Origin of the sequence: Metapseudomonas boanensis (genome assembly GCF_018704125.1) — a bacterium.
In the GTDB taxonomy this organism is placed as follows: domain Bacteria; phylum Pseudomonadota; class Gammaproteobacteria; order Pseudomonadales; family Pseudomonadaceae; genus Metapseudomonas; species Metapseudomonas boanensis.
This window is the reverse complement of sequence record NZ_JAGTIS010000003.1, coordinates 253,978-279,679: the sequence shown is the minus strand read 5'-3', so window position 1 is coordinate 279,679 and position 25,702 is coordinate 253,978. Positions and strand designations below refer to the sequence as shown.

At 60.7% G+C, this 25,702-nt stretch carries 28 protein-coding genes; 19 read left to right on the top strand and 9 right to left on the bottom strand.

Features of this window, described 5'->3' with window-relative positions:
• Nucleotides 1–126: 126 nt before the first annotated feature.
• Genes lptB through J7302_RS08835 form a run of 5 tightly spaced genes read right to left on the bottom strand, consistent with a single transcriptional unit; the run spans nucleotide 127 to nucleotide 3,462 of the window.
• Complete coding sequence (gene lptB / locus J7302_RS08855) at nucleotides 127–852, bottom strand: LPS export ABC transporter ATP-binding protein (protein WP_215372883.1); 726 nt, start codon at nucleotides 850–852, stop codon at nucleotides 127–129.
• Nucleotides 852–1,397, bottom strand: a complete 546-nt coding sequence (lptA, locus tag J7302_RS08850; RefSeq protein WP_215372882.1) for a lipopolysaccharide transport periplasmic protein LptA — start codon at nucleotides 1,395–1,397, stop codon at nucleotides 852–854. The genes lptB and lptA overlap by 1 nt, the downstream gene beginning before the upstream one ends.
• Nucleotides 1,384–1,953 carry an LPS export ABC transporter periplasmic protein LptC gene (gene lptC, locus J7302_RS08845; protein WP_215372881.1) on the bottom strand — a complete coding sequence of 190 codons (570 nt, stop codon included), beginning with the start codon at nucleotides 1,951–1,953 and terminating at the stop codon, nucleotides 1,384–1,386. Before lptC ends, lptA begins: the two co-directional genes overlap by 14 nt.
• Before the next feature lie 10 nt (nucleotides 1,954–1,963).
• The gene (gene kdsC / locus J7302_RS08840) at nucleotides 1,964–2,488 is read right to left on the bottom strand and encodes a 3-deoxy-manno-octulosonate-8-phosphatase KdsC (protein ID WP_215372880.1); all 525 of its coding nucleotides are present in this window, start codon (nucleotides 2,486–2,488) and stop codon (nucleotides 1,964–1,966) included.
• On the bottom strand, nucleotides 2,488–3,462 hold the full coding sequence (locus J7302_RS08835) for a KpsF/GutQ family sugar-phosphate isomerase (RefSeq protein WP_215373021.1): 975 nt from the start codon (nucleotides 3,460–3,462) through the stop codon (nucleotides 2,488–2,490). Before J7302_RS08835 ends, kdsC begins: the two co-directional genes overlap by 1 nt.
• Before the next feature lie 231 nt (nucleotides 3,463–3,693).
• Here J7302_RS08835 and J7302_RS08830 point away from each other — a divergent pair, with 231 nt between their 5' ends.
• The 10 genes from J7302_RS08830 to hisC all read left to right on the top strand — a co-directional run bounded on the left by J7302_RS08830 (nucleotide 3,694) and on the right by hisC (nucleotide 11,596).
• Nucleotides 3,694–4,503 carry an ATP-binding cassette domain-containing protein gene (locus J7302_RS08830; protein WP_215372879.1) on the top strand — a complete coding sequence of 270 codons (810 nt, stop codon included), beginning with the start codon at nucleotides 3,694–3,696 and terminating at the stop codon, nucleotides 4,501–4,503.
• Complete coding sequence (gene mlaE / locus J7302_RS08825) at nucleotides 4,503–5,300, top strand: lipid asymmetry maintenance ABC transporter permease subunit MlaE (RefSeq protein WP_215372878.1); 798 nt, start codon at nucleotides 4,503–4,505, stop codon at nucleotides 5,298–5,300. The genes J7302_RS08830 and mlaE overlap by 1 nt, the downstream gene beginning before the upstream one ends.
• Entirely contained in the window at nucleotides 5,300–5,767 is a 468-nt protein-coding gene (mlaD, locus tag J7302_RS08820) for an outer membrane lipid asymmetry maintenance protein MlaD (RefSeq protein ID WP_215372877.1), read from the top strand. Before mlaE ends, mlaD begins: the two co-directional genes overlap by 1 nt.
• Nucleotides 5,768–5,778: 11 nt before the next feature.
• On the top strand, nucleotides 5,779–6,435 hold the full coding sequence (locus J7302_RS08815; RefSeq protein ID WP_394359081.1) for an MlaC/ttg2D family ABC transporter substrate-binding protein: 657 nt from the start codon (nucleotides 5,779–5,781) through the stop codon (nucleotides 6,433–6,435).
• Nucleotides 6,428–6,736, top strand: a complete 309-nt coding sequence (locus tag J7302_RS08810; RefSeq protein WP_215372876.1) for an STAS domain-containing protein — start codon at nucleotides 6,428–6,430, stop codon at nucleotides 6,734–6,736. The genes J7302_RS08815 and J7302_RS08810 overlap by 8 nt, the downstream gene beginning before the upstream one ends.
• 109 nt (nucleotides 6,737–6,845) lie before the next feature.
• Nucleotides 6,846–7,085: a BolA family protein gene (locus J7302_RS08805; RefSeq protein WP_215372875.1), complete on the top strand. Its 240-nt coding sequence runs from the start codon at nucleotides 6,846–6,848 to the stop codon at nucleotides 7,083–7,085.
• A gap of 20 nt (nucleotides 7,086–7,105) precedes the next feature.
• Nucleotides 7,106–8,371 carry a UDP-N-acetylglucosamine 1-carboxyvinyltransferase gene (murA, locus tag J7302_RS08800; protein ID WP_215372874.1) on the top strand — a complete coding sequence of 422 codons (1,266 nt, stop codon included), beginning with the start codon at nucleotides 7,106–7,108 and terminating at the stop codon, nucleotides 8,369–8,371.
• A gap of 97 nt (nucleotides 8,372–8,468) precedes the next feature.
• Nucleotides 8,469–9,104, top strand: a complete 636-nt coding sequence (hisG, locus tag J7302_RS08795) for an ATP phosphoribosyltransferase (protein ID WP_215372873.1) — start codon at nucleotides 8,469–8,471, stop codon at nucleotides 9,102–9,104.
• A 123-nt stretch (nucleotides 9,105–9,227) separates the two neighbouring features.
• Nucleotides 9,228–10,541 (top strand): histidinol dehydrogenase, encoded by a 1,314-nt coding sequence (gene hisD, locus J7302_RS08790; RefSeq protein ID WP_215372872.1) that lies wholly within the window; start codon nucleotides 9,228–9,230, stop codon nucleotides 10,539–10,541.
• Between the two features lie 2 nt (nucleotides 10,542–10,543).
• Entirely contained in the window at nucleotides 10,544–11,596 is a 1,053-nt protein-coding gene (gene hisC / locus J7302_RS08785; RefSeq protein WP_215372871.1) for a histidinol-phosphate transaminase, read from the top strand.
• A 520-nt stretch (nucleotides 11,597–12,116) separates the two neighbouring features.
• On the opposite strand, the gene algW is transcribed toward hisC, so the two are convergent.
• On the bottom strand, nucleotides 12,117–13,268 hold the full coding sequence (algW, locus tag J7302_RS08780; RefSeq protein ID WP_215372870.1) for a Do family serine endopeptidase AlgW: 1,152 nt from the start codon (nucleotides 13,266–13,268) through the stop codon (nucleotides 12,117–12,119).
• A gap of 112 nt (nucleotides 13,269–13,380) precedes the next feature.
• On the opposite strand from algW, the gene J7302_RS08775 reads away from it, so the two are divergent.
• The 3 genes from J7302_RS08775 to cysN all read left to right on the top strand — a co-directional run bounded on the left by J7302_RS08775 (nucleotide 13,381) and on the right by cysN (nucleotide 17,118).
• Nucleotides 13,381–14,139: a Nif3-like dinuclear metal center hexameric protein gene (locus tag J7302_RS08775; RefSeq protein WP_215372869.1), complete on the top strand. Its 759-nt coding sequence runs from the start codon at nucleotides 13,381–13,383 to the stop codon at nucleotides 14,137–14,139.
• Between the two features lie 147 nt (nucleotides 14,140–14,286).
• On the top strand, nucleotides 14,287–15,204 hold the full coding sequence (cysD, locus tag J7302_RS08770; protein WP_215372868.1) for a sulfate adenylyltransferase subunit CysD: 918 nt from the start codon (nucleotides 14,287–14,289) through the stop codon (nucleotides 15,202–15,204).
• 12 nt (nucleotides 15,205–15,216) lie between these two features.
• A complete protein-coding gene (gene cysN / locus J7302_RS08765; protein ID WP_215372867.1) occupies nucleotides 15,217–17,118 on the top strand; it encodes a sulfate adenylyltransferase subunit CysN in 1,902 nt (633 codons plus the stop codon).
• Nucleotides 17,119–17,209: 91 nt separating this feature from the next.
• On the opposite strand, the gene J7302_RS08760 is transcribed toward cysN, so the two are convergent.
• Nucleotides 17,210–17,650, bottom strand: coding sequence for a YhcB family protein (locus J7302_RS08760; protein WP_215372866.1), 441 nt, complete (start codon nucleotides 17,648–17,650; stop codon nucleotides 17,210–17,212).
• A 126-nt stretch (nucleotides 17,651–17,776) separates the two neighbouring features.
• On the opposite strand from J7302_RS08760, the gene J7302_RS08755 reads away from it, so the two are divergent.
• The 3 genes from J7302_RS08755 to zapE all read left to right on the top strand — a co-directional run bounded on the left by J7302_RS08755 (nucleotide 17,777) and on the right by zapE (nucleotide 20,972).
• On the top strand, nucleotides 17,777–18,406 hold the full coding sequence (locus tag J7302_RS08755) for an alpha/beta hydrolase (RefSeq protein WP_215372865.1): 630 nt from the start codon (nucleotides 17,777–17,779) through the stop codon (nucleotides 18,404–18,406).
• 29 nt (nucleotides 18,407–18,435) lie between these two features.
• A complete protein-coding gene (locus J7302_RS08750; protein ID WP_215372864.1) occupies nucleotides 18,436–19,782 on the top strand; it encodes a tryptophan--tRNA ligase in 1,347 nt (448 codons plus the stop codon).
• Between the two features lie 95 nt (nucleotides 19,783–19,877).
• Nucleotides 19,878–20,972, top strand: a complete 1,095-nt coding sequence (gene zapE / locus J7302_RS08745; RefSeq protein WP_215373017.1) for a cell division protein ZapE — start codon at nucleotides 19,878–19,880, stop codon at nucleotides 20,970–20,972.
• A gap of 228 nt (nucleotides 20,973–21,200) precedes the next feature.
• Here the strand turns inward: zapE and J7302_RS08740 are convergent, their stop codons facing one another.
• Nucleotides 21,201–22,199 (bottom strand): GlxA family transcriptional regulator, encoded by a 999-nt coding sequence (locus J7302_RS08740; RefSeq protein ID WP_394359080.1) that lies wholly within the window; start codon nucleotides 22,197–22,199, stop codon nucleotides 21,201–21,203.
• 146 nt (nucleotides 22,200–22,345) lie between these two features.
• Here J7302_RS08740 and J7302_RS08735 point away from each other — a divergent pair, with 146 nt between their 5' ends.
• A complete protein-coding gene (locus tag J7302_RS08735) occupies nucleotides 22,346–23,482 on the top strand; it encodes an acyl-CoA dehydrogenase family protein (RefSeq protein WP_215372863.1) in 1,137 nt (378 codons plus the stop codon).
• 45 nt (nucleotides 23,483–23,527) lie between these two features.
• Here J7302_RS08735 and J7302_RS08730 read toward each other — a convergent pair whose 3' ends face one another.
• On the bottom strand, nucleotides 23,528–24,565 hold the full coding sequence (locus J7302_RS08730) for an NADP(H)-dependent aldo-keto reductase (protein WP_215372862.1): 1,038 nt from the start codon (nucleotides 24,563–24,565) through the stop codon (nucleotides 23,528–23,530).
• A 271-nt stretch (nucleotides 24,566–24,836) separates the two neighbouring features.
• Between J7302_RS08730 and rplM the strand changes: the two genes are divergently transcribed.
• Nucleotides 24,837–25,265 (top strand): 50S ribosomal protein L13, encoded by a 429-nt coding sequence (gene rplM / locus J7302_RS08725; protein WP_016490991.1) that lies wholly within the window; start codon nucleotides 24,837–24,839, stop codon nucleotides 25,263–25,265.
• Between the two features lie 15 nt (nucleotides 25,266–25,280).
• The gene (gene rpsI, locus J7302_RS08720) at nucleotides 25,281–25,673 is read left to right on the top strand and encodes a 30S ribosomal protein S9 (protein ID WP_215372861.1); all 393 of its coding nucleotides are present in this window, start codon (nucleotides 25,281–25,283) and stop codon (nucleotides 25,671–25,673) included.
• Nucleotides 25,674–25,702 lie beyond the last annotated feature (29 nt).

The window sequence follows — 25,702 nt, the reverse complement described above, 5'->3', positions numbered from 1 at the left end:
TATTCGCCGGCGCTCACGCGCCATCCACTACAGGGCGCCGAAGCGCCACCAGGAAGCAAATTATATGCCTGACCTTGAAGGATTTTCCTAGCTCTCGCAACCCGTCCTTACAGATCGGTTGTCGGGCTACAGACGGAATTCATGGCCCAGGTAGACTTCCTTCACCAACTGGTTGGCCAGGATTGCTTCGGCATCACCCTCGGCGATCAGCTGGCCATCGCTGACGATATACGCAGTCTCGCAGATATCCAGAGTCTCGCGGACATTGTGATCCGTGATGAGCACACCAATTCCCTTGGCCTTGAGGTGGTGGATGATCTGCTTGATGTCACCCACTGAGATTGGGTCGACCCCCGCGAAGGGCTCGTCCAGCAAGATGAACTTCGGGGCCGTGGCCAGCGCTCGGGCGATTTCCACCCGGCGTCGCTCACCGCCGGACAAGCTCATCCCAAGATTGTCGCGGATATGGCTGATGTGGAATTCCTGGAGCAGGCTCTCCAGTTCCTTGCGACGGGAGGCGCGGTCCAGGTCCTTGCGGGTTTCCAGGATTGCCATGATGTTGTCGGCAACGCTCAGCTTGCGGAAGATCGAGGCTTCCTGCGGCAGGTAGCCAATACCGGCGCGGGCGCGGCCGTGCATGGGCTGGTGGGTGACGTCCTGATGGTCAATCAGCACCCGGCCCTGGTCGGCTTTGACCAAGCCCACGATCATGTAGAAGCACGTGGTCTTGCCCGCACCGTTGGGGCCAAGCAGGCCAACGATCTGGCCGCTATCGATCGAGACGCTGACGTCGCGTACCACCTGCCGGTTCTTGTAGCTTTTGGCCAGATGCTGGGCTTTGAGGGTCGCCATTACTGTGCTTGTCCCGCGTTCTGCTCTTTTTTCTTGGGCTGGATGACCATGTCGATCCGCGGGCGCGGCGTGCTGACGTTGGTGCCGGTGGCCCGCCCTGCATTCACGATCTGACGCTGGGTGTCATAGACGATCTTCTCGCCTTCGAAAGTATTGCCTTCCTGGATTACCTTGGCCTGGTCGATCAGTACGATGCGCTCATTGCTGGCAAAGTACTGGATGGTCATGCCGTAAGCCTTGACGATCTCCTTGTCGACGGCCGGCTTCTGCTCGTAATAGGCAGGCTTGCCGACCGACGTGAAGACCTGGATGTCGCCGTTGGAGTCCTGGGTGATGGTCACCGTGTCGCCGGTGATCTTCAGGGTACCTTGGGTGATGATGACGTCGCCGCGGTAAACCGCGACGCCCTGCTTGTCGTCCAGTTCGGCACTGTCGGCCTGGACCCGGATGGGCTGGTCGCGGTCCGTCGGCAGGGCCCAGGCAGCGGCACTTCCGAGTGCGGCACCCAGGCTGAGCAGTAGGGGGAGGGTATTAACGAACCTCATGCTGGCCTCTTACGTTGGACTGCAGGAGCATCCTGCCGTCATTCAAGTACGCTTTCATTCCTTGCGCCGTAGTGACCCCGTTAGCCGCTTCGATTTTAACGGCTTGCTGAGTCTGCGCAAATTCCTCATCCGGGAACACGGTCAGTCGGCTGGTGGTGAGAATAGTGGGGCGGCCCTTGGCGTCAGTGCGTGCAATCCTGACGCTATCGATCAGTTCGACCTGGCTACCGCCAGGGGAGACTTCGCCGCGCTCGCTCTGCACATGCCAGGGATAGGCGGTGCCGCGATACAGCTGCAGATCAGGCTGGGTCAGCAATGTGACATCAGTCGCCTTGATATGTTCGAGGCGTTTGCTGGTCAGTTCGTAGTGGAGCTTGCCGTCAGCCTGGAACTGGGTGCTCTTGCCGTTTTCGACATAGAAGTCGATAGCGTTTGCATCGGTTGGGCTGGGCGTTCTGTCCATGAAGCTCTCGGGGCGGATGTTCCAGTAGCCCAAGGCGATCAGCAGCGCGGCAATGGGCGCCAGGATCAGGGTGAGGCGAAGGTTCTTGGACATGGGTGTGGCCTCAGAGGTAAGCGGCTTGGGCTGCTTCCAGGCTGTCTTGGGCGCGCATGATCAGCTCGCAGAACTCGCGGGCGGCACCGTCCCCACCGCGGGCTTGGGTCACGCCGTGGGCATGCTGGCGCACGAAGCTGTCCGCGCTGGCCACGGCCATGCCGAGGCCGACGCGGCGGATCACTGGCAGGTCGGGCAGGTCATCGCCCAGATAGGCCACTTGTTCATAGCTCAAGCCCAGTTCGGCAAGCAGTTCGTCCAGGACGACCAGTTTGTCTTCGCGGCCCTGATAGAGGTGCTGGATACCCAGGTTCTGGGCGCGTCGCTCGACGACCGGGGACTTGCGGCCGCTGATGATGGCGGTGCGCACGCCCGAATTGATCAGCATCTTGATGCCATGACCATCCAGGGTATTGAAGGTCTTGAACTCGCCGCCATCTGGCAGGAAGTAAAGACGTCCGTCGGTGAGCACGCCATCGACGTCGAAAACGGCCAGGCGGATAGCCTTGGCGCGTTGCAGGAGCTGGTTGTTCATCAGATCACCCCGGCGCGGGTCAGGTCGTGGATGTGCAGGGCTCCGGTCGGTCGGTCGGAGTCATCGACCACCACCAGGACGTTGATCTTGTGGTCATCCATGATCTTCAGGGCTTCGGCGGCCAGCATCTCCGGGCGTACGGTTTTGCCGTGAACAGTCATGACCTCATCGATACTGGCCTGGCGCACGTCGATGCCTTTGTCCAGGGTTCGGCGCAGGTCGCCGTCAGTGAAAATGCCGGCGAGCGTGCCATCGCTTTCCAGAACTGCAGTCATACCCAGTCCCTTGCGGGTCATTTCCAGCAGAGCCTCGCGCAAGGGGGTGCCGCGGGCGACGCGGGGCAGGCTTTCACCTGCATGCATTATGTTCTCTACCTTGAGCAGGAGACGACGGCCAAGTGCGCCGCCGGGGTGCGAAAACGCGAAGTCCTCGGCGGTGAAGCCGCGGGCTTCCAGTAGGGCGATCGCCAGCGCATCGCCCAGCACCAGTGATGCGGTGGTGGATGAGGTCGGCGCCAGGTTGAGTGGGCACGCTTCCTGCGCTACCCGCGCATCCAGTTTGGCGGCGGCGGCCTTGGCCAGTGGGGAGTCGGGGTTGCCGGTCATGCTGATGAGCGTGATCCCGAGACGCTTGATCAGCGGCAATAGCGTAACGATCTCGGCGGTGGAGCCCGAGTTGGAGAGGGCGAGCACCACATCGTCGGTGGTGATCATGCCCATGTCGCCATGGCTGGCCTCGGCAGGGTGGACGAAGAAAGCCGGCGTGCCGGTGCTGGCAAGCGTGGCGGCGATCTTGTTTCCGACGTGACCTGACTTGCCCATGCCGACGACGACGACGCGGCCTTTGCAGGAGAGGATCAGTTCACATGCGCGGATGAAATCGGCGTCGATTCGCGGGAGGAGGGCGTCGATAGCCTCTCGTTCGAGTCGGATGGTGCGTTGTGCGGACTTGATCAGATCGCTGGACTGGGTCATGTAGGGCGTGCGGTTGCCGAAGGAAAAGGTCGGGATTATAGCGGCAAAGGCGGCTTTGCTCACGCACCAATGCCGTCGAGCTCGTCGCAAAGCCGAGGGAGACCGCAAGCAGCCTTGGGAGGGGCACTGCTGCGATGGTATAGTTCACGCCTTATTCGGCCCGTCGTGGGCGCAGTGTCCTTGCGGTGGGATGCGGCGTCTGACCGGGAGGCTGTATCGCAAGGAGTCCAGATGAGCGCCGAGAGTGCCTATGCCGTTGAGCTGAAGGGCGTAACCTTCAAGCGCGGCACGCGCAGCATATTTCAAGATGTCGATATCCGCATCCCGCGCGGCAAAGTGACCGGCATCATGGGGCCGTCCGGCTGCGGCAAGACCACGCTGTTGCGCTTGATCGCCGCCCAGTTGAAGCCGTCCAGCGGCGAAGTCTGGGTCAATGGTCGGAACCTGCCCACGCTATCGCGGGCGGAGCTGTTCGACATGCGCAAGCAGTTCGGTGTGCTGTTCCAGAGCGGCGCCCTGTTCACTGATCTCGATGTGTTCGAGAACGTGGCGTTCCCTTTGCGGGTCCACACGCACCTGCCCGCGGAGATGATTCGCGACATCGTGCTGATGAAGCTCCAGGCCGTTGGCCTGCGGGGCGCATTCGAGCTGATGCCCGATGAATTGTCCGGAGGCATGAAACGTCGGGTGGCCTTGGCACGTGCTATCGCGCTCGACCCGCAGATCCTCATGTACGACGAGCCTTTCGTAGGCCAGGACCCGATCGCCATGGGTGTGCTGGTTCGCCTCATTCGATTGCTCAACGACGCCCTGGGCATTACCAGTATCGTGGTCTCCCATGACCTGGCCGAGACGGCCAGCATCGCTGACTACATCTACCTGGTGGGGGATGCCGAGGTGCTGGGTCAGGGTACGCCAGACGAACTTATGAATTCCGAAAACCCGCGTGTCCGGCAGTTCATGAAGGGAATCCCGGACGGTCCAGTGCCTTTCCACTTCCCGGCGCCGGATTATCGTTCCGATCTGTTGGGGGGGCGCTGATGCGCAAGAAATCTCAACTCGAGCGCATAGGCCTGCTTGGGCGCTCTGGCCTGGATGTGCTGGAAGCACTGGGTCGCTCGACCTTGTTCCTGCTGCATGCCTTGTTTGGTCGTACTGGTGTTGGCAATGGGTTCCAGTTGCTGGTCAAGCAGCTCTTTTCCGTTGGCGTGATGTCGCTGGCAATCATCATCGTCTCGGGTGTCTTCATCGGCATGGTGCTGGCGCTGCAGGGCTACAACATCCTGGTGGACTACGGCTCGGAGCAGGCCGTTGGCCAGATGGTGGCGCTGACGTTGCTGCGTGAGCTGGGACCGGTGGTGACTGCGCTGCTTTTCGCGGGGCGCGCCGGTTCTGCATTAACCGCCGAGATCGGCAACATGAAGTCCACGGAGCAGCTTTCCAGTCTCGAAATGATTGGCGTGGACCCGCTGAAGTACATCATCGCGCCACGTTTGTGGGCTGGGTTCATTTCGATGCCGCTGCTGGCGATGATTTTCAGCGTGGTGGGAATCTGGGGTGGGGCGATGGTGGCGGTGGACTGGCTGGGAGTCTATGAAGGCTCTTTCTGGTCCAACATGCAGAACAGTGTCGAATTCACCGAGGATGTGCTGAATGGCGTGATCAAGAGCGTCGTATTCGCCTTCGTGGTGACCTGGATCGCCGTGTTCCAGGGCTATGACTGCGAGCCGACCTCGGAAGGGATCAGCCGCGCGACGACTAAAACCGTGGTCTATGCCTCGCTGGCCGTGCTGGGGCTCGACTTCATCCTGACTGCTTTGATGTTTGGAGATTTCTGATGCAAATCCGCACCTTGGAAATTGGTGTCGGCCTTTTCATTCTGGCTGGGATGTTGGCCCTGATGTTGCTGGCTCTGCGAGTCAGTGGCCTGTCTTATGGCGCCAGTGACGATACCTACAAGCTTTATGCGCATTTTGACAATATTGCCGGCTTGACTGTCAGAGCCAAGGTCACCATGGCCGGTGTAACGATTGGCAAGGTCACGGCCATCGACCTGGATCGCGACAGCTATACCGGTCGGGTCACCATGGAGGTCGAAAAGCGCGTCGACAATCTGCCGACGGACTCCACGGCATCCATCCTGACGGCCGGGCTGCTCGGTGAGAAGTACATCGGCCTCAGCGTCGGCGGCGATGAGGAGTTGCTCAAGGACGGTGGAACCATCCGTGACACCCAGTCGGCGCTGGTGCTAGAGGATCTGATTGGTAAGTTCCTGCTGAACACGGTCAACAAAGAAAGCAAATGAGGATTACACCTATGTTGTTCAAAGCCCTGCGAAACGGCCTGCTGGTCCTGCTGGCAGCGCTCCCCTTGATCGCGACCGCCTCTGCTGGTCCGCGCGATGTGGTTCAGGAAACCACCGAGCAATTGCTGGCTGACCTCAAGGCCAACAAGGAGCAATACCGCGGCAATCCAGACGCCTTCTACGACTCGCTCAATCGAATCCTTGGGCCAGTGGTGGATGCCGACGGCATCTCGCGCAGCATCATGACCGTGAAATACTCGCGTAATGCCACTCCTGAGCAGATGGCGCGTTTCCAGGAAAACTTCAAGCGCAGCTTGATCCAGTTCTATGGCAATGCCTTGCTGGAGTACGACAACCAGAATATCCGCGTCCTCAATGTCCGGGAGGATGATGCCGGGCGCGCAAGCGTTGGCATGGAAGTTACCGGGCGTAGCGGTGCCATCTACCCAGTTTCCTACACCATGGTGAGCATCCAGGGGCAGTGGATGGTGCGCAACGTCATCATCAACGGCATCAACATCGGCAAGCTGTTCCGCGATCAGTTCGCCGATAGCATGCAGAAGAATGGCAACAACCTGGACAAGACCATCGATGGCTGGGCCAACGTGGTCGCCAAAGCCAAGGAAACCGAAGAAGCCCAGCGAGCAGTGGGCAAAAGTAATGAGTGAGGCCCGGATCGATCAGGTCGCGCCAGGCGAGCTTCGCCTGGCGGGCGTCCTCGACTTCAATACCGGCCCGCAGTTGCGTGAGGCGGGCGGAAAGTTGATCGGCGCAAGCACCGGTGATCGCGTACTGGTGGACCTCTCGGGCGTGGAGAAGAGCAGCAGCGTTGGGTTGGCTTTGCTGCTGGCATTCATGCGCGATGCTCAGGCTGCCGGCAAGACGCTTGCCTTTCGCGGCCTGCCCGACGACATGCGGCAGATCGCTGAAGTTTCGAATTTGACCGAGCTTCTGCCGTTAGAGGCCTGAACAAGTCTTGCAGCCCTCCGTCTGACCCCGTTTGTACGGGGTTCGCAGGTGGAGGGCTTTTTTGTATCATGGCCGACCCGCGCGCGTTGGGCGCCGATTGAGGTTGAGCATGCAGGCCGTAGAAGTGAAAAGCCTCCTGGAGGCAAAACTGCCAGGTACCCAGGTGGAAGTTGAAGGTGAAGGCTGCAACTTCCAATTGAACCTGATCAGTGACGAGTTGGCTGGCCTGAGCCCAGTCAAGCGCCAACAGCAGGTTTACGCACACCTGAACGCCTGGATCGCCGATGGCAGCATCCATGCCGTGACCATGAAATTCTTCAGCCGGGCCGCCTGGGCCGAGCGCTCCTGAGCTCCGCTGCCGAGAGAACTATGGACAAACTGATTATTACTGGCGGTCAACGCCTCGACGGCGAAATCCGCATTTCCGGCGCCAAGAACTCCGCGCTGCCGATCCTGGCCGCTACTTTGCTCGCCGATACCCCGGTGACCGTAGCCAACCTGCCGCACCTGCACGACATCACGACCATGATCGAGCTGTTCGGTCGTATGGGCGTGCAGCCGGTGATCGATGAGAAGCTCAGTGTCGAAGTCGACGCAAGCAGCATCAAGACCCTGGTGGCACCATACGAGCTGGTGAAGACCATGCGTGCCTCCATTCTGGTACTTGGCCCGATGGTGGCCCGCTTCGGCGAGGCTGAAGTTGCGTTGCCCGGCGGCTGTGCCATCGGTTCGCGTCCGGTGGACCTGCACATCCGTGGCCTGGAAGCCATGGGCGCCAAGATCGACGTAGAAGGCGGTTACATCAAGGCCAAGGCTCCGGCCGGCGGCCTGCGCGGCGCCAACTTCGTCTTCGACACCGTCAGCGTGACCGGTACCGAGAACATCATGATGGCCGCGGCACTGGCCAACGGCCGTTCCGTTCTGCAGAACGCAGCCCGTGAGCCGGAAGTGGTCGATCTGGCCAACTGCCTGAATGCCATGGGAGCCCAGATCCAGGGTGCGGGTACCGACACCATCACCATCGATGGCGTGAAACGCCTCGGCGGCGCTCGCTATAACGTTATGCCTGACCGTATCGAAACCGGCACGTACCTGGTGGCAGCAGCTGCTACCGGTGGCCGCGTAAAGCTCAAGGATACCGATCCGACCATTCTTGAAGCGGTCCTGCTCAAGCTGGAAGAGGCCGGCGCGCACATCAACACCGGCAACAACTGGATCGAGCTGGACATGAAGGGTAACCGTCCGAAGGCGGTCAACATCCGAACTGCCCCGTATCCGGCGTTCCCGACCGACATGCAGGCCCAGTTCATTTCCCTCAACGCTGTCGCCGAGGGCACCGGCGCTGTGATCGAGACTGTCTTCGAGAACCGCTTCATGCACGTTTATGAAATGAACCGCATGGGTGCGCAGATCCTCGTCGAGGGCAACACCGCAATCGTTACCGGTGTGCCGCGCCTCAAGGGCGCCCCGGTCATGGCCACCGACCTGCGGGCTTCCGCCAGCCTGGTGATCGCTGGTCTGGTTGCCGAAGGCGATACCCTCATCGACCGCATCTACCACATCGATCGTGGTTATGAGTGCATCGAGGAAAAACTGCAGTTGCTCGGCGCCAAGATCCGTCGCGTGCCGGGTTAAGGTGGCCGCAGGCCTGGCCTAGGCTTATCGGGTCAGGCCAGCCATGTCGCCTCTGCATCAGGCCCGAATCGGGCCGTAGCCAAGGATATCCAGTTCCATGCTCACCATCGCGTTGTCCAAGGGCCGTATTCTCGACGACACCCTGCCGTTGCTGGCCGAAGCCGGCATCGTGCCGACCGAGAATCCGGACAAGAGCCGCAAGCTGATCATCCCCACCACTCAGGAGGATGTCCGGCTGTTGATCGTTCGTGCCACCGATGTTCCCACCTACGTCGAACATGGTGCGGCCGACCTTGGCGTTGCCGGCAAGGACGTGCTGATGGAATACGGCGGTCAGGGTCTTTATGAGCCGCTGGACCTGCAAATCGCCCAATGCAAGCTGATGACAGCGGGTGCTATCGGAGCTTCCGAGCCCAAGGGGCGCCTGCGCGTGGCCACCAAGTTCGTCAATATCGCCAAGCGCTACTACGCCGAGCAAGGGCGCCAGGTTGATGTGATCAAGCTTTATGGCTCCATGGAGTTGGCGCCATTGGTCGGTCTGGCCGACAAGATCATCGACGTCGTCGATACCGGCAACACCCTGCGCGCTAACGGTCTGGAGCCGCAGGAGCTGATCGCCACCATCAGTTCGCGACTGATCGTCAACAAGGCTTCGATGAAGATGCAGCACGCGCGCATCCAGGCGCTGATCGATGTCCTGCGCGGCGCAGTCGAGTCTCGACACCCCAGCTGACACAATAAGTGCGGCCCTGAGCCGCACGCGCCTATCCGTGTCATAGCCAATATTCTCGGGTGCCCGCACGGTGGGCTTGCTACTCTAGCGGCGCCCGAGTATTTGCCATTCATGAGGCCCGCTATGACCGCTCCTATCGCTATTCGCCGACTCAATGCCGCTGATCCGGACTTCGCTCGACACCTGGATCATCTGCTGAGCTGGGAAAGCGTATCCGATGAAGCCGTCAACCAGCGTGTGCTCGAGATCATTCAGGCCGTCCGCGAGCGTGGCGATGCCGCCGTGGTCGAGTTCACCCAGCGTTTCGATGGTGTCGAAGCGACTTCGATGGCCGACCTGATCCTGCCCCGCGAGCGCCTTGAGCTTGCCCTGACGCGCATCACCGTCGAGCAGCGCAAGGCGCTGGAAACTGCTGCTGCACGGGTGCGCAGCTACCACGAAAAGCAGAAGCAGGACTCCTGGACTTACACGGAAGCCGACGGCACCGTGCTGGGCCAGCAGGTCACGCCGCTGGACCGCGCTGGCCTTTATGTGCCGGGCGGGAAAGCTTCCTATCCGTCCTCCGTGCTGATGAACGCGATCCCGGCCAAGGTTGCTGGTGTTGCTGAAGTGGTAATGGTGGTGCCGACGCCGCGTGGGGAGATCAACGAGATCGTCCTGGCCGCTGCCTGTGTAGCAGGCGTCGATCGCGTCTTCACCATCGGTGGCGCTCAGGCCGTGGCTGCGCTGGCCTATGGCACCGAGAGCGTGCCGCAGGTGGACAAGGTCGTCGGACCAGGCAACATCTATGTCGCCACCGCCAAGCGCCATGTGTTCGGCCAGGTGGGTATCGACATGATTGCCGGCCCGTCGGAGATCCTCGTGGTTTGCGACGGCCAGACCGATCCGGACTGGATCGCCATGGACCTGTTCTCCCAGGCCGAGCACGACGAAGATGCCCAAGCGATCCTGGTCAGCTCGGACGCAGCTTTCCTTGATCGGGTTGCCGCCAGCATCGACAAGCTCCTGCCGACCATGGAGCGCGAGGCGATCATTCGCACTTCGCTGCAGAATCGTGGCGCGCTGATCCAAGTGGCTGACCAGGCCCAGGCTTGCCAAGTGGCCAACCGCATCGCCCCCGAGCACCTGGAGTTGTCGGTAGCCGATCCGCAAGCGTGGCTGCCGCAGATTCGCCATGCCGGTGCCATCTTCATGGGCCGCTACACTGCCGAGGCGCTGGGCGATTACTGTGCTGGGCCCAACCACGTGTTGCCGACGTCCGGCACTGCGCGCTTCTCCTCGCCGCTGGGCGTGTATGACTTCCAGAAGCGCTCGTCGATCATTTTCTGCTCGGCCGATGGTGCGTCCGAGTTGGGCAAGACTGCTTCGGTACTGGCGCGTGGCGAGTCGCTGACCGCTCACGCGCGCAGCGCCGAATACCGGATCAAGGGGGAGTGAACATGAGCAAGTTCTGGAGTCCCTTCGTCAAGGACCTGGTGCCCTACGTACCTGGCGAACAACCCAAGATCGCCAACCTGGTCAAGCTGAACACCAACGAGAACCCCTACGGACCTTCGCCCAAGGCGATTGCCGCCATGCAGGCGGAAGTGGGCGAGAGCCTCCGCCTCTATCCGGACCCGAACAGCGACCGCCTCAAGCACGCGGTCGCCGACTATTACGGCGTGCAGCCGAGTCAGGTGTTCGTCGGTAACGGTTCCGACGAGGTGTTGGCCCATGCTTTTTACGGCCTGTTCCAGCACGGCCGGCCGCTGTTGTTCCCCGACGTGACCTACAGCTTCTATCCGGTCTACTGCGGTCTGTACGGCATCCCCTTCGAGGCGATGCCGCTGGACGAGCAGTTCCAGATCCGCGTCGAGGATTATGAGCGTCCCAATGGCGGGATTATCTTCCCCAACCCGAACGCCCCAACCGGTTGCTTGCTGCCGCTCGAGGCCATCGAGAAGCTGCTGCAAGCCAACCCCGACTCGGTGGTGGTCGTGGATGAGGCCTACATCGACTTCGGCGGTGTGAGCGCAATCTGCCTGGTGGATCGTTATCCGAACCTGCTGGTGACTCAGACGTTGTCCAAGTCGCGCTCCCTTGCGGGCCTGCGCGTAGGTCTGGCGGTGGGGCACGCGGACCTGATCGAGGCCTTGGAGCGCATCAAGAACAGCTTCAACTCCTATCCGCTGGATCGCATGGCCATCGTCGGAGCTGCAGCTGCGTTCGAGGACAAGGTCTACTTCGACGCCACCTGCCGCAAGGTCATCGACAGCCGTGAACACCTGATTGCAGAGCTCGGCAAATTGGGCTTCGAGGTGCTGCCATCGGCTGCCAACTTCATCTTCGCCCGACACCCGCAGAAAGATGCAGCCGGTATCGCTGCCGGATTGCGGGAGCAGGGCGTGATCGTCCGCCACTTCAAGCAGGAGCGTATTGCCCAGTTCTTGCGCATCACCATCGGAACGCCCGAGCAGAACCAGGCGCTGCTGGATGCGTTGGCCACGCGATAAGTGTGACAGGAGTAAGAGAAGCCGAGTGCGGGTTACCGCCTCGGCTTTTTCTTTTCCCGTGTCCCATTACTCGTGGTGCGGAGCCCCGAGGAAGGCCAGAGAGCTGAACAGGCTTTGCTCGCACACGTTCTCGCCTTTTGGCGTGTCCGGGGTGGCGACTTGAGTGGCGATGATATTGAGGTTCGCATTGCGCGCCAGGATCCTGGTGCGTCATTGCTCATCAGCCTTGGCACTGTCCGTGTCAGCTTCGCAGCGATAGTCTCCGATCAACTCGATGTCGGCCGCAGGCTTGCCGTTCCGTAGCGCCCTGGCCGGTAGTGGTTCGCCCGGACCCACATCGAGCGGGTCGACTTCCGGCAGGAGCACTAGCCGCAGCTTGCTGAACTGCGGCAGCCTGGCTGGTAGGTGGCCAGGCTGTACTTCCAGGTGTGAATCGAGGTTACGGCATCCGGCACCTGGGACTGCCCCTTGTTGATGCACTGCTTGTCGGCGAACTGAGGCCAGGGCCCGTTTCAGAATGTCAGTTGCCGCCGTTACTGCTCGGTGGGGGTCTCACGCCGACTTCGGCTGCAAGTTCGAGCTCTTTGCCATTTCTCATGACCAGGATGTTGACCTGCTCGCCGGGCCTGGTTCGTGCGACCTGGTTCATGGAGCGGCGTCCATCTCCGGCAGGTTCGCCGTCGATGCTCAGGATGATATCGCCTGGCTGCAGGTTGGCCCGCTGTGCAGGGCTGTCGCGGTAGATGCCAGCCACCACGATGCCGGGACGGCCTTCCAGTCCGAACGACTCCGCGAGTTCGGGCGTCAGCGGTTGTACTTCGATGCCCAGCCAGCCACGAATGACCTGGCCGTGCTCGACGATGGCTTTCATCACCTCCAGTGCCAGCTTGGTCGGAATTGCGAAGCCGATGCCCTGGGAGCCGCCGGACTTGGAGAAGATGGCGGTATTGATCCCAATCAGGTCACCGTTGGCATCGACCAGGGCACCGCCGGAGTTGCCTGGGTTGATGGCGGCATCGGTCTGGATGAAGTCTTCGTAGGTGTTCAGGCCAAGCTGGTTGCGTCCGGTGGCGCTGATGATGCCCATGGTCACCGTCTGGCCAACGCCAAAGGGGTTGCCAATGGCCAGGGCGACATCGCCGATGCGGATGTCATCGGAGCGGCCAAGGGTGATCGAGGGCAGGTCCTTGAGGTCAATCTTGAGTACGGCCAGATCGGTTTCTGGGTCGCTGCCAACGAGGTGAGCCAAAGTTTCGCGCCCGTCCTTGAGTGCGACCACGATCTGGTCGGCTCCCGCGGTGACATGGTTGTTGGTCAGCAGGTAGCCTTCCGGGCTCATGATCACAGCCGAGCCGAGGCTGCTCTCCATGCGTCGTTGGCGTGGCAGGTTATCGCCGAAGAAACGGCGGAACTGTGGGTCCTCGAACAAGGGGTGAGCCGGCTTGCTCACCATCTTGGTCGTGTAGAGGTTTGCAACGGCGGGAGAGGCGCTTTTCACCGCGTCCGCATAGGAGGCAGGGCCTTGTCGGTTGAATCTGAAGCTGGGGGCTTCCTGTACGTGCACTTCCTGGGTGGGCAGGCCGACCCATTGCGGGTACTTCTGGATGATCAGCAGTGCCACCAGCACGCCGACAAGCAGGGGCCAGCCAAGAAAACGCAGGGCCTTGAGCATCGGGGAAGAGTCCTGAGGGTTGCGAGGGGCCGAGGTGCCCCTTAAGGTGGCGCCATTATACGGAGGCGCCTGCCAAAAAGCAGACGCCAGTAATAGCTTGTGAGGAATGTGCATGGCCATCGCCCTGAACACCCTGGTGGAGGAAGCCGAGCGCTATCTCAACGCTTCGCGTATCCAGGATTACTGCCCCAATGGACTCCAGGTCGAGGGGCGACCGCAGGTCAGTCGCATCGTTTCCGGCGTCACGGCCAGTCAGGCCCTGCTGGATGCCGCAGTCGAGGCGGAGGCTGATGTGGTGCTGGTGCACCATGGCTATTTCTGGAAGGGCGAGGACCCGCGGGTGGTGGGGATGAAACAGCGTCGCTTGAAGACGCTGCTCAGCCATGACATCAGCCTGCTGGCCTACCATCTGCCGCTGGACGTGCATCCCGAGGTGGGTAACAACGTGCAGTTGGCGCGCCAATTGGACATCGTCGTCGAAGGGCCGCTGGATCCAGAAAACCCGCGCACGGTCGGTCTTGTCGGGTCGCTGGTCGAGCCGATGACGGCAAGCGACTTTGCCCGCAAGGTGCGGATTGTCTTGGGCAGGGAGCCGCTCCTGGTGGAAGGGCCGCAGATGATCCGTCGGGTCGGTTGGTGCACGGGCGGTGGCCAGAGCTACATCGATCAGGCGATTGCCGCGGGCGTCGACCTGTACCTGACTGGTGAGGCGTCGGAGCAGACGTTTCACAGCGCACGGGAGAATGGCATCAGCTTCATCGCCGCGGGCCATCATGCTACCGAGCGCTACGGCATTCAGGCGTTGGGCGATTATCTGGCCCGACGTTTCGCTCTTGAACACCTCTTCATCGACTGTCCGAATCCTGTGTAGCGGCTGCCGGCAGGCTTCTATCCGGCCGGCATATCACTAGATCTTTTCGTTCTAAATCGGCCCCTCAATAGAAGGAGGGGCTGTGCTAGAGTGCCGCTTCGTCCACGGCCCGCCGGCCGTCGTATCAGAAAGACTTCGTGAGTAGCCATGCTCGATAAACTGACGCACCTGAAACAGCTGGAGGCGGAGAGCATCCACATCATCCGTGAAGTGGCCGCCGAATTCGACAACCCGGTGATGCTCTATTCCATCGGTAAAGACTCCGCCGTCATGCTGCACCTGGCACGCAAGGCGTTCTTTCCAGGCAAGCTGCCGTTCCCGGTCATGCATGTCGACACCCAGTGGAAGTTCCAGGAGATGTACCGTTTTCGCGACAAGATGGTCAGCGAAATGGGTCTTGACCTGATTACCCACGTTAATCCGGAAGGCGTCGCCCAAGGCATCAACCCTTTCACCCATGGCAGCGCGAAGCACACTGACGTCATGAAGACCGAGGGTCTGAAGCAGGCGCTCGACAAGTACGGCTTCGATGCAGCATTTGGTGGCGCCCGTCGTGACGAGGAGAAATCCCGTGCCAAGGAGCGCGTCTACTCTTTCCGGGACAGCAAGCACCGCTGGGACCCGAAGAACCAGCGTCCGGAGCTGTGGAACGTCTACAACGGCAAGGTGAAGAAGGGCGAGTCGATCCGCGTCTTCCCCCTGTCCAACTGGACCGAGCTGGACATCTGGCAATACATCTACCTGGAAAGCATCCCGATCGTGCCGCTCTACTTCGCAGCCGAGCGGGAAGTCATCGAGATGAATGGCGCGTTGATCATGATCGATGACGAGCGCATTCTCGAGCACCTCAGCGACGAGCAGAAGGCCGGCATCCAGAAGAAGATGGTGCGTTTCCGTACCCTGGGCTGCTACCCGCTGACCGGCGCGGTGGAGTCCAGCGCTACCACGCTCCCGGAAATCATCCAGGAAATGCTCCTGACCCGCACATCCGAACGCCAAGGCCGTGTCATCGACCACGACCAGGCCGGTTCGATGGAAGAGAAGAAACGTCAGGGTTATTTCTAAGGATTCCGCACCATGAGCCATCAATCCGATCTGATCAGCCAGGACATCCTCGCTTACCTGGCCCAGCACGAGCGCAAGGAACTCTTGCGCTTCCTTACCTGCGGCAACGTTGACGACGGCAAGAGCACCCTGATCGGGCGCCTGCTGCACGACTCCAAGATGATCTATGAAGATCACCTGGAAGCCATTACCCGCGACTCGAAGAAGGTCGGCACCACCGGCGACGACGTCGACCTGGCGCTGCTGGTAGACGGTCTGCAAGCCGAACGTGAGCAGGGCATCACCATCGACGTGGCCTACCGCTATTTCAGCACCGCCAAACGCAAATTCATCATCGCCGACACCCCCGGTCATGAGCAGTACACCCGCAACATGGCGACTGGCGCCTCCACCTGCGATCTTGCAATCATCCTGATCGATGCCCGCTACGGTGTGCAGACGCAAACCCGCCGCCACAGCTTCATCGCTTCCCTGCTGGGTATCCGTCACATCGTCGTGGCGGTGAACAAGATGGACCTGATGGATTTCGATCAGGGCGTCTTCGAGCAGATCAAGGCCGACTACCTGAAGTTCGCCGACCGCATCAAGCTGGCTCCGACCTCGATTCATTTCGTGCCGATGTCTGCCCTCAAGGGCGACAACGTGGTCAATCGCAGCGAGCGTGCGCCCTGGTACGACGGTAAGCCGTTAATGGAGATCCTCGAGACCGTCGAGATCGCCGGCGATCGCAATTTCAACGACATGCGCTTCCCTGTGCAGTACGTAAACCGGCCGAACCTCAACTTCCGCGGGTTCGCCGGCACTCTTGCCAGCGGCATCGTGCACAAGGGCGACGAAGTCGTGGCGCTGCCTTCGGGCAAGAGCAGTCGGGTCAAGTCCATCGTCACCTTCGATGGAGAGCTTGAGCAGGCCGGCCCGGGCCAGGCCATCACTCTGACCCTGGAAGACGAGATCGACGTTTCCCGTGGCGACATGCTGGTGCACGCCGACAACCTCCCAGTGGTTACCGATGGTTTCGAGGCCATGCTGGTGTGGATGTCCGAGGAGCCGATGCTGCCGGGCAAGAAATACGACATCAAGCGCGCCACCAGCTACGTGCCGGGTTCCATCCCGAGCATTGCTCACAAGGTGGATGTGAACACCCTGGAGGAGACTTCGGCTAGCAACCTACAGCTGAACGAGATCGCCAAGGTCAAGGTCAGCCTGGATGCGCCCATCGCCCTCGATGGCTACGAGCAGAACCGCACAACCGGTGCCTTCATCGTCATCGATCGCCTGACCAATGGTACCGTCGGCGCCGGCATGATCATTGCTGATCCGCTGGCCGGGCGTAATGTCAGTGGCCACCACGGCAAGCTAGCCCACGTGTCCCGCGACGAGCGCGCTGCCCGCTTCGGCCAGCAGCCTGCCACCGTGCTGTTCAGCGGTCTCTCTGGTGCAGGCAAGAGCACGCTGGCCTACGCGGTCGAGCGCAAGCTGTTCGACATGGGCCGTGCGGTCTACGTTCTTGACGGTCAGAACCTGCGCCATGACCTGAACAAGGGCTTGCCACAGGATCGTACTGGACGTACTGAGAACTGGCGCCGCGCCGCTCATGTCGCCCGTCAGTTCAATGAAGCTGGCCTTCTGACGCTGGCAGCCTTTGTCGCTCCGGATGCTGAGGGGCGGGAGCAGGCCAAGGCGCTGCTCGGTGCCGAGCGCTTGATTACCGTCTATGTCCAGGCGTCGCCGCAGGCTTGCCGTGAACGTGACCCGCAGGGGCTCTATGCGGCTGGCCAGGACAACATCCCTGGCGAGTCCTTCCCCTACGATGTCCCGCTGGATGCCGACCTGGTGATCGACACCCAATCCACTTCGGTGGAAGAGGGCGTCAAACAGGTGCTGGACCTGCTCCGCACGCGTGGCGCGATCTAAACGGCAAGGCAGTAAAAAGCCCCGCGTTTGCGGGGCTTTTTGTTGGGCTTCAGGTTGGTGGTTCCGGCAAGCCGTCTTCGCCACCTGGGATTCAGTACTTGCCTTTGAGGCCGAAGGTTTCGTCCAGGGTGCCGGGGGTGTCCGGAGCTTTGGGCGCATAGTCCTTCGGCGCCTCGTTGCTCTTGGGTGGGGTCAGTCGCTCGCGCGGGCTGGCGGCCTCGTCGGCGTGCAGGGCGGCCAGCAGGCGTTGACGGGTCAGTTCGTCCAGGGCCAGGCGAGTTGCGCCCTCGGAGAGGTGCTCCTGTACGTCCTGGTAGCTCTGAGTAAGTTTCTTGACCAGGCTGGCGGTGGTGTTGAAGTGGGTGACCACCTCACTCTGGTAGGTATCGAAGCGTTCCTGCAGTTCATCCAGCTGACGTTGCGTCCTTGTCGGGGCAGCGTTGGGCGCCAGGCGGGCGATCAGGAATCCGATGCCGATACCGGCGAGCAGGGCGAAGGCTGGTAACAACCAGACGGTGAGCGACTGTTCCACGAGTCCTTCCTCTATAAGCGGCTTTGCTTTACGTTAACGGCTCGAGTCCGCGCTGTATACCGCGACGCAAGCCCTGTTGTGCTAATCCAAGACGAGTCGACCCGGACCGGGGTCACGGAGTAACCGTTGTTGATCCGCGAAAATCCTATTTTGCTCGATGGTCCCTGTGGCCAACTCGAAGCATTGCATCTCGATCTGTCCGAGGCCAAGGGCCTGGCTCTGATCTGCCATCCTAACCCGGTGCAGGGCGGAACTATGCTCAACAAGGTGGTTTCCACCTTGCAGCGTACCGCCCGTGACGCTGGTTATAGCACCCTGCGCTTCAATTACCGGGGAGTCGGGACCAGTGCGGGGAGTCATGACATGGGCACTGGCGAGGTAGACGACGCGGAGGCAGCCGCCCATTGGCTCCGCGCCCGGCGTCCAGAACTGCCATTAATCCTGTTCGGCTTTTCCTTCGGGGGATTTGTCGCTGCCAGCCTGGCCGGACGCCTGGAGCAGCAAGGCGTCGAGGTGCCGCAGCTATTCATGGTGGCACCGGCGGTCATGCGCCTGAATGGCGACCATCCCTTGCCTGAACGAGGCGAACTGGCGGTGATTCAGCCCGATGCCGACGAGGTTGTCAGTCCGCAGGCTGTCTACGACTGGTCTGCGAGCCTGGCTCGTCCCCATGAGCTTCTGAAAGTGGCAGAATGCGGGCACTTCTTTCATGGCAAGCTGACCGATCTCAAGGATCTGGTCCTGCCACGCCTCTGATTCCGATTGCAGTCCGACAAGCGAACACCATGACTACTCGTATCCTCACTGGCATCACCACCACCGGTACGCCACACCTCGGCAACTATGCGGGCGCGATCCGTCCGGCCATCGTTGCCAGTCGTTCCAACGACGTCGATTCCTTCTATTTCCTCGCTGATTACCATGCGCTGATCAAGTGCGACGACCCGTTGCGCATCCAGCGTTCGCGCCTGGAGATCGCCGCCACGTGGTTGGCCTGCGGGCTGGATACCGACAAGGCGACCTTCTACCGTCAGTCCGACATCCCGGAGATCCCCGAACTGACCTGGCTGCTCACCTGCGTCAGCGCCAAGGGGCTGCTGAACCGGGCGCACGCCTACAAGGCGTCGGTGGACAAGAACCTGGAGAATGGCGAAGACCCGGATGCAGGCGTCACCATGGGCCTCTACAGCTACCCGGTGCTGATGGCGGCAGACATCCTGATGTTCAATGCGCACAAGGTGCCGGTAGGGCGTGACCAGATCCAGCACGTGGAAATGGCCCGCGATATCGGTCAGCGCTTCAACCACCTGTTCGGGGCTGGGCGTGAGTTCTTCACTCTGCCCGAGGCGGTGATCGAAGAAGAAGTGGCGACCTTGCCGGGTCTGGACGGTCGCAAGATGTCCAAGAGCTACGACAACACCATCCCGCTGTTTGGCAATGCCAAGCAGTTGAAGGATTCCATCGCCCGCATCGTCACCGACTCGCGCGCGCCCGGCGAGCCCAAGGATCCGGACAACTCGCACTTGTTCACCCTGTACCAGGCCTTCGCAACCCCTGCGCAGCTCGCGGAGTTCCGAGCCGAGTTGCTGGGCGGCCTGGCTTGGGGCGAAGCCAAGCAGCGCTTGTTCCAACTGCTCGACAATGAGTTGGGCGAAGCGCGCGAGCGCTATCGCGCGCTGATCGAGCGTCCTGCAGACCTGGAAGACATCCTGCTCGCCGGCGCAGCCAAGGCCCGCAAGATCGCCACGCCCTTCCTTGGCGAACTGCGTGAGGCCGTTGGGTTGCGCTCGTTCCGCTCCAGCGTGCAGAGCGCTGAGACTGGTAAGAAAAAGGCGGTCAAGAGCGCGCGTTTCGTCAGCTTCCGCGAGGACGATGGCAGCTTCCGCTTCCGTCTGCTGGATGCGGATGGCGAGCAGCTGCTGCTGTCCAAGGGATTTGCCGATGGCAAGGCGGCCGGCCAGGTCAGCAAGCGCCTGCAAGCGGATTCCGAGCTGGATCTGCGTGTCGAGGGCGATGCTTTCGGCCTGTGGCTGGACGGCGAGCAGGTGGCGCTGAGCCCATCCTTCGCCGACCCGGCGGAGCGCGATGCAGCCATCCAGCGCCTGCACATGGTCCTTGCACCCCAGGAATAACTGTCTTTCGTACGGCCGGCGACGCTGGCCGATTGCCAATCCGAGGGGGCGTCGCTAAAGTGACGGCCCCGTTTTTCGTTGCCTTGCTACCGATCATGACTCCCCTCGAGCGCTACCAGGCCGATCTCAAGCGGCCGGACTTTTTTCACGATGCCGCGCAGGAAACTGCCGTCCGCCATTTGCAGCGCCTGTACGACGACCTGATCTCCGATGACCGCAACAAGCCCGGCCTGCTCGGCAGCCTGTTCGGCAAGAAGCGCCAGGGGCCAGTCAAGGGCCTGTACTTCTGGGGCGGCGTTGGCCGTGGCAAGACTTACCTGGTGGACACCTTCTTCGATGCGCTGCCCTTCAAGCAGAAGATGCGCACGCACTTCCACCGGTTCATGAAGCGCGTCCACGAGGAGATGAAAACCCTCAAGGGCGAGAAGAACCCGCTGACCATCATTGGCAAGCGCTTTGCCGATGAGGCCCGGGTCATCTGCTTCGACGAATTCTTCGTCTCCGATATCACCGACGCCATGATTCTGGCGACGCTACTGGAGGAGTTGTTCAAGAACGGCGTCAGCCTGGTGGCGACCTCAAACATCGTCCCGGACGGTCTCTACAAGGATGGCTTGCAGCGTGCGCGCTTCCTGCCGGCCATTGCCTTGCTCAAGGAGCACACCGAGATCGTCAACGTCGACAGCGGCGTGGACTATCGCCTGCGCGCCCTGGAACAGGCAGAGTTGTTCCATTGGCCGCTGGACACTGAGGCCGAAGCCAGCCTGAGCAAGAGCTTCAAGAGCCTGCTGCCGGATTGCACCATGGCTCAGGAAAACGAAGCCCTGATGATCGAGAATCGCGAGATTCGTGCTGTGCGCGTTTGTGAGGACGTGGCCTGGTTCGAATTCCGCGAACTCTGCGACGGCCCGCGCAGCCAGAACGACTACATCGAACTGGGCAAGATATTCCATGCGGTGATCCTCGCCAACGTCGAGCAGATGGGCGTTGCCAAGGATGACATGGCGCGTCGTTTCATCAACCTGGTGGATGAGTTTTACGACCGCAACGTGAAGCTGATCATTTCCGCCGAAGTGGAGTTGAAGGATCTCTACAGCGGTGGTCGGTTGAACTTCGAGTTCCAGCGGACGTTGAGTCGCCTGCTGGAAATGCAGTCCCACGAGTTCCTCTCCAGACCGCACAGGCCCTGAGATGTGCATGCGAAAAAGACTGCCCTTGGGCGGTCTTTTTCATTTGGGTGCTCTGATCGAAGGGACAGGGTTTCCAGGTGTCGTCCGCCGCAGCGGTCAGGCTGCAGACGGTCAGCAGGGCAATGAGATAGCGCGCATGGTGATGGACCTTTCCTTGTTGGTCCCTCGCGCCGGGCTGGCGTGGGGCCGGGGTGGCCCGTCCGGGCGTACTCCGTTGGGATAGCGGTATCAATCCCTTTTGTGCTGGAACTGGCGACGATACTGGTTTGGCGATAGCTGAGTGTGCTGGCGAAACAGTCGTGCGAAGAAGCTGGCGTCGTCGTAGCCCACTTCGTAACTGATGGTCTTGATGCTCTTTCGCGTTGCCGAGAGCAGCCCCTTCGCTGTTTCGATGCGTAACCTTTGCAGGTAATGCAGCGGCTTGTCGCCTGTCGCAGCCTGGAAGCGCCGCATGAAGTTGCGGATGCTCATGCCATGCTCCCTTGCCACATCCTCGAAGCGGAACTTGTCGGCGAAATGCTCTTCCAGCCACTGCTGGATCTGCAGGATGGTCATGTCGTGGTGTAGCTTCTGGCCTCCGAAACCGATGCGTCCGGGAATGTAGTTGCGCTGAACCTCATAGAGAATGTCCCGCGCGACGGCTTGGGCGACGTTGGCGCCGCAGAAGCGTTCGATCAGGTAGATGTAGAGGTCGCAGGCCGAGGTAACCCCGCCCGCGCAGTAAAGGTTATCAGCATCGGAAAGGTGCTTCTCCTGGTTAAGGAGCACATTGGGGAAGCGTTCCGCGAACTCGCGAAAGAAGCGCCAGTAGGTAGTCGCTTCCTTGCCGTCGAGCAGGCCAGCCTGGGCCATCCAGAAAACCCCGGTGGCCTCGCCGCAAATGGCGGTGCCTGCGGCATGGCGCTGGCGCAGCCACTCGCTGACCTGCGGGTAGCGGGCATTTAGAGCGTCGAAGTCGCCCCAAAAGGCGGGAAGAATGATGATGTCGGCCTGGTCCAGGTCGCCATCGACCGGTAGTCGTACGTCGCTGAAACTTTGTACGGGTTGGCCATCGGGACTGACCAGGCGGGTCTCGAACGCGGGCGTCAGGCCTTGGCCTTGCAGCTTGCCGAAGCGCAGGCTAGCCATATGGAAGAAATCCTTGGCTTGCATCAGGGTAGAGGCAAATACGCCGTCGAGGGCGAGGATGCTCACCCGCCTGAGGGTGGGGGGCTGCTGATTGGTCATGGGATTATTCTTGTTAGGGGAAAACGGTCATTTTGCGGCTGGATCGTCTTATTTTTTGTCCTAAGTGTCCAGTGTGAGTGAGAGATGACTGGCCTAGAGTCTTGGCCTTCCCACTCACTCAACTCCTGTCCATCGAAGGTGGCGCTATGATTCCGAGAACCCTGTTCAGCTCCGACCATGAACTCTTCCGCGATAGCGTGCGCAAATTTCTCGAGCAGGAAGCAGTTCCCTACCACCACCAGTGGGAGAAGGACGGCCATATCGATCGCCAACTGTGGAACAAGGCTGGTGAAGCAGGCATGCTCTGCTCGCACATCCCCGAAGCCTATGGCGGAATGGGCGCAGACTTTCTCTACAGCACCGTGGTGATCGAGGAGATCGGCCGGCTCGGCCTGACCGGCATTGGCTTCTCGTTGCACTCCGATATCGTCGCGCCTTACATCCTTCATTACGGTTCTGAGGCGCAGAAGCAGAAGTACCTGCCCAAGCTTGTGAGTGGCGAGCTGGTCACCGCCATTGCGATGACCGAACCAGGGGCCGGATCGGATCTCCAGGGTGTGAAAACCACGGCGGTGCTGGATGGCGACGAATACGTCATCAACGGTTCCAAGACCTTCATCACCAACGGATTCCTGGCTGACCTGGTGATCGTGGTCGCCAAGACAGACCCCAAGGCAGGGGCCAAGGGCACCAGCCTGTTCCTGGTGGACGCTGGGATGCCAGGTTTTGCCAAGGGCAAGCGCCTGGAAAAGGTGGGCATGAAAGCCCAGGACACCTCTGAACTGTTCTTCCAGGATGTACGTGTGCCTAAGGAGAACCTGCTGGGCCAGGCTGGCATGGGCTTCGCTTATCTGATGCAGGAGCTGCCTCAGGAGCGCCTGACTGTGGGCGTCGGGGCTTTGGCCTCGGCTGAGGCGGCGCTTCAGTGGACGCTGGATTACACGCGGGAGCGCAAGGCATTTGGCAAGGCTGTCGCCGAGTTCCAGAACACCCGCTTCAAGCTGGCGGAAATGGCGACCGAAATCCAGGTCGGTCGGGTCTTCGTTGATCGTTGCCTGGAGCTGCATTTGCAGGGCAAGCTGGATGTGCCGACTGCGGCGATGCTCAAGTACTGGGGGACTGACCTGCAGTGCAAGGTGCTCGACGAGTGCGTGCAGCTTCACGGTGGTTATGGGTACATGTGGGAATACCCAGTGGCCCGTGCCTGGGCTGATGCGCGAGTGCAGCGTATTTACGCCGGTACCAACGAAATCATGAAGGAAATCATCGCTCGTTCGCTCTAGGCGGGGTGAGCCCAAAAAGGCCCGGCAATCGCCGGGTCTTTTCATTCAGGGGGCGGGGTTCGGCTGCGCCTTGTGAATGGCTGAGATACCTTCTAGCACGGCGTCCGAAAGCTTCAGCTCGCTGCTTCGGAGGTTGTCTTCCAGTTGTTCGAGGGAGGTGGCGCCGATGATGTTGCTGGTCACGAAAGGCTGGGTGGAGACGAACGCCAGGGCCATCTGCGCCGGGTCGAGCCCGTGTTCGTGGGCCAATTGGACATAGCGAGAGCAGGCCGACTGCGCTTGCGGATTGGTGTAGCGGGTGAAACGGCTGAATAGGGTGATCCGTGCATTCGCCGGGCGGGCGCCGTTTTCGTACTTTCCGGAGAGCATGCCGAATGCCATCGGCGAGTAAGCGAGCAGGCCGCATCGCTCGCGGATCGCGACCTCGGCCAGGCCAATTTCGAAGGTGCGGTTGAGCAAGTTGTATGGATTCTGAATCGATACCGCTTTGGGTAGGTCTAGCTGTTCGGCCAGTTGGAGGAATTTCATCGCGCCCCAGGGCGTCTCGTTGGATAGACCGATGTGGCGGATCTTTCCTGCTTTGATCTGTTCGGCCAGAACTTCGAGCGTTTCCTGCAGCGGGGTGAATTCCTGCTCCTGATGCTGGTAACCGAGTTGGCCGAAGAAGTTGGTGCTGCGTTCTGGCCAGTGCAGTTGATACAGATCGATCCAGTCGGTTTGGAGGCGCTTCAGGCTAGCATCCAGCGCTGCGACGATGTGCTGCCGGTTGTGCTTCAGGGCACCGTTGCGAATATGGCTTATACCATTGCCGGGGCCGGCAACCTTGCTGGCGAGAACCCAGTCGGCCCGGTCTCGGTGTCTGGCGAACCAGTTGCCAATGATCGTCTCGGTGGCGCCATAGGTTTCGCTGCGTGGCGGCACGGGGTACATTTCGGCGGTATCCATGAAGTTGATGCCGTAAGACTTGGCGCGTGCAATCTGCGCAAAGGCTTCTGCTTCGCTGTTCTGCTCCCCCCAGGTCATGGTGCCCAGGCAAAGGCTGCTGACCTTCAGTTCGGTGCGTCCGAGTTGGCGAAATTCCATAAGTACCTCCTTGCATCGTTGAAGGACGCATCAAATCAGGTTGATATTTTTCCTGCAATCGGCATAATTCGGCGGCTTTCTTTGCGGGGATGCCTAGCTCGCGAAGGAAGAAGGTGGGGATGCCTAGCCCACCGAAACCCCTGCCGTAGCGGACGCGCTGACCCGAGCCCCCGATAGCGTCTGTTTCCGGCTGTCTTGACCTTGTCAAGGCGAGCACTATTCAGTAAGATCCGCCGTCTTATTTTCAGGGCGGCCCCTGAGGCTATAGCGAATGAAGACTTTTACTGCAAAACCGGAAACTGTTAAGCGCGACTGGTATGTCGTCGACGCTGCAGGTCAGACCCTGGGTCGTCTGGCCACTGAAATTGCCAGCCGTCTGCGTGGCAAGCACAAGCCGGAATACACTCCGCATGTTGATACTGGCGACTACATCGTCGTCATCAACGCTGAGCAAGTGCGTGTGACCGGTGCCAAGACTACCGACAAGATGTACTACTCGCACTCCGGCTTCCCGGGTGGTATCAAGGAAATCAACTTCGAGAAGCTGATTGCCAAGGCCCCTGAGCGCGTGATCGAGACCGCGGTCAAAGGCATGCTGCCGAAGAATCCGCTGGGCCGCGACATGTATCGCAAGCTGAAGGTGTACAAGGGTGCTGTTCACCCGCACACCGCTCAGCAGCCCCAAGAACTGAAGATTTAACGGGATAAGTTGATTATGTCGGCGACTCAAAACTACGGCACTGGCCGTCGTAAGACTGCTACCGCTCGCGTCTTCCTGCGTCCGGGTACTGGCAAGATTTCCATCAACAACCGCAGCCTGGATCAGTTCTTCGGCCGCGAGACCGCTCGCATGGTCGTGCGTCAGCCTCTTGAGCTGACTGAGACCGTCGAGAAGTTTGACATCTACGTCACCGTTGTCGGTGGTGGTGTAAGTGGTCAAGCTGGTGCTATCCGTCACGGTATCACCCGCGCTCTGATCGAGTACGACGAGACCCTGCGCAGCCCGCTGCGTAAGGCCGGCTACGTAACTCGCGATGCTCGTGAAGTTGAACGTAAGAAAGTCGGTCTGCGTAAAGCGCGTAAGCGTCCGCAGTACTCCAAGCGTTAATTTGCGCTTACAAGAAAACGCCCAGCCTG